The following is a 1940-nucleotide window of genomic DNA, read 5'->3' as shown; positions in this document are numbered from 1 at the left end:
TGGAGCCCCGAACGGATCAGCGCCGCGCCGGCCGCCGCAGCCGCGGCGCCAACGACCCGGGCGATCCGCGTCGCCTGCCGTGCGAAGCGGGCGAGCCGGCGGTTGGCCGCCTCCATCTCCCGCGAGAGGCGCCGGAAGCCCTGCTGGCCGGCCTCGCCCACACCGCGCAGCGCATCCTTGACCTGCCGCCCGCCCGTCGCCGACAGGCGGACCCTCACGCGTTTCTCGGCCATGTGACTGCCTCCGGTATCAGCAGGAACGGTAAAGCGCGCCGCCGCGCGCCCCTTGAAATATGTATCACGTCGTGATACATGCCCTCTCATGATCGTCAGCACGAAGGGCAAGCGCGCGGCGAACGCGGTGGAAGGCCGGTTCGGCAAGGGCTTCCCGGCCGATCTGGTCAAGCGGACGCGGGCGATGCTCTCGGCGCTCGATGCCGCCGTGGTCCTCGAGGATCTCCGGTTTCCGCCGGGCAACCATCTCGAGGAGCTCAAGGGCGACCGGGCCGGGCAGCATTCGGTGCGCATCAACGACCAGTGGCGCATCTGCTTCGTGTGGACCGATCAGGGACCGGCCGACGTCGAGATCGTCGACTACCATTGAACGGGCATCGAAAGGGCGCGCCATGACACTGATGAAGACCCCCTCGCACCCCGGCGAGGTTCTCAAGGAGCTCTACCTCGACCCGCTCGGGCTGAGCCCGATCGCGCTGGCCCGGCGCCTGCACGTGCCGCGCACCCGGATCGAGCGGCTGGTGCGGGAGGAAACGGCCGTGACCGCCGACACCGCCATGCGGCTCGCCAGGGCCTTCGGCACGACGCCCGAATACTGGATGAACCTGCAGCGCGCCTGGGACCTCGCCCGCGCGCGCGACACGGTGGACGTCTCAGACATCACCCCCGTCGCCGCCGCCTGACGCGGCCTGCTCGTTCAGCTTCCGGACCACCACCGCCTCGACATGCGGGAGGAGCTCGGCGGCGGCGACCGGGTCGACGCCGCGGGCGCCCGCCATGGCGAGCAGCGCGGTCATGTCGAAGCCGATCACGCCGCCCATCGGCGCCAGCCGCAGCTGGCCGCCCGCCGCCTGCACCAGATCCCGCACCTGCCGGCCCTCGACCGTCAGCGGTCGCTCTTGCGTTTGCGGGCAGTCCGGGCACGGCCCGTCGCAGGCCCGGCAGTAGTCCGCGCCCCCGCCCCAGACCCAGGCTGCGAGGGCGCAGAGGCGTTTTTTTCCTGCTCCAGCAGCAGCCCCTTCTGGACGTAGCGGGTCTGGAACGCCTCGAAGATCGGCCAGATGTCCATCAGCGCGGGGATCGTCTCGGGTCCGGGCTCCACGGGGTTGCCCTTCGCGTCGCCCACGCCCTCCCACGCGACGATCGCGAGCCGGGCCAGCGCCACCGCGAAGGGGATCGCGACCGCCTCGTCCGTCGCGCGCGACATCTCCGTGTCGTCGCCCTCCGCGGGCACGACCTCCAGCGCCGCGACCACGTCCGGGTCGCGGCGCGCCTCGGCCATCAGCGCGGTGGTGATCGGCAGGAGCTTCAGGCGCACGCCGCCGGGCATGTCGTGCCAGACGGGTTTGCGGGTCATGTCGAGTCGGAGCATCAGTACTGGTCCACGTCGTTGATGAGGGTTGCGGTGGCCATGCGGCCGGTGCCGGGGTCGCGCGCCGCCTGCCAGTCGAAGGTCGCCTGGATGCCCTGGGGCCCGTCGATCCCGATGCGCGGGCGCGGCAGGTAGACGGCATGCGCGGTCAGCGTGAAGCTCTCGCCCGAGGGCAGCGCATAGCCGAACACCAGCTCGCAAGCCGCCCCGTCGATCGCCTGCTGCAGCAGCGTCTCGTCGGCAAAGCGGACCACCACGTTGCCCGTGAGCGCGGCGATGCCGGGCTCCACGCCGGCGATCTTGCCGTCGGCGCGGATCGTCTCCACCCGGTCCAG

6 protein-coding genes are annotated in these 1940 nt (G+C 71.6%); 2 read left to right on the top strand and 4 right to left on the bottom strand.

Going from position 1 to position 1940, the window contains the following annotated elements; all coding sequences use genetic code 11:
- Positions 1–233, bottom strand: a 233-nt coding sequence (locus tag DLJ49_RS21170) for a hypothetical protein (protein WP_147277393.1), incomplete at its 3' end; no start/stop codon positions are given.
- Between the two features lie 88 nt (positions 234–321).
- Between DLJ49_RS21170 and DLJ49_RS21165 the strand changes: the two genes are divergently transcribed.
- Together DLJ49_RS21165 and DLJ49_RS21160 are read left to right on the top strand one after the other, a co-directional pair.
- Entirely contained in the window at positions 322–603 is a 282-nt protein-coding gene (locus DLJ49_RS21165) for a type II toxin-antitoxin system RelE/ParE family toxin (RefSeq protein ID WP_113259233.1), read from the top strand.
- Positions 604–634: 31 nt separating this feature from the next.
- On the top strand, positions 635–916 hold the full coding sequence (locus DLJ49_RS21160; RefSeq protein ID WP_233489394.1) for a HigA family addiction module antitoxin: 282 nt from the start codon (positions 635–637) through the stop codon (positions 914–916).
- On the opposite strand, the gene DLJ49_RS21155 is transcribed toward DLJ49_RS21160, so the two are convergent.
- The 3 genes from DLJ49_RS21155 to DLJ49_RS21145 form a co-directional block, all read right to left on the bottom strand.
- A complete protein-coding gene (locus DLJ49_RS21155; protein WP_369932960.1) occupies positions 887–1102 on the bottom strand; it encodes a DUF7697 family protein in 216 nt (71 codons plus the stop codon). The two genes, DLJ49_RS21160 and DLJ49_RS21155, sit on opposite strands and share 30 nt — an antisense overlap.
- A gap of 17 nt (positions 1103–1119) precedes the next feature.
- A complete protein-coding gene (locus DLJ49_RS21150) occupies positions 1120–1605 on the bottom strand; it encodes a hypothetical protein (protein ID WP_115395473.1) in 486 nt (161 codons plus the stop codon).
- Positions 1605–1940 (bottom strand): phage tail tube protein (locus tag DLJ49_RS21145; protein ID WP_233489391.1); only part of this gene is annotated, 336 nt, incomplete at its 5' end. The genes DLJ49_RS21150 and DLJ49_RS21145, both read right to left, overlap by 1 nt.

This window comes from Rhodovulum sp. 12E13, assembly GCF_003340565.1.
Lineage (GTDB): Bacteria > Pseudomonadota > Alphaproteobacteria > Rhodobacterales > Rhodobacteraceae > HLUCCA09.
The sequence above is the reverse complement of the archived record's forward strand: the minus strand, read 5'-3'. Positions and strand labels throughout refer to the sequence as shown.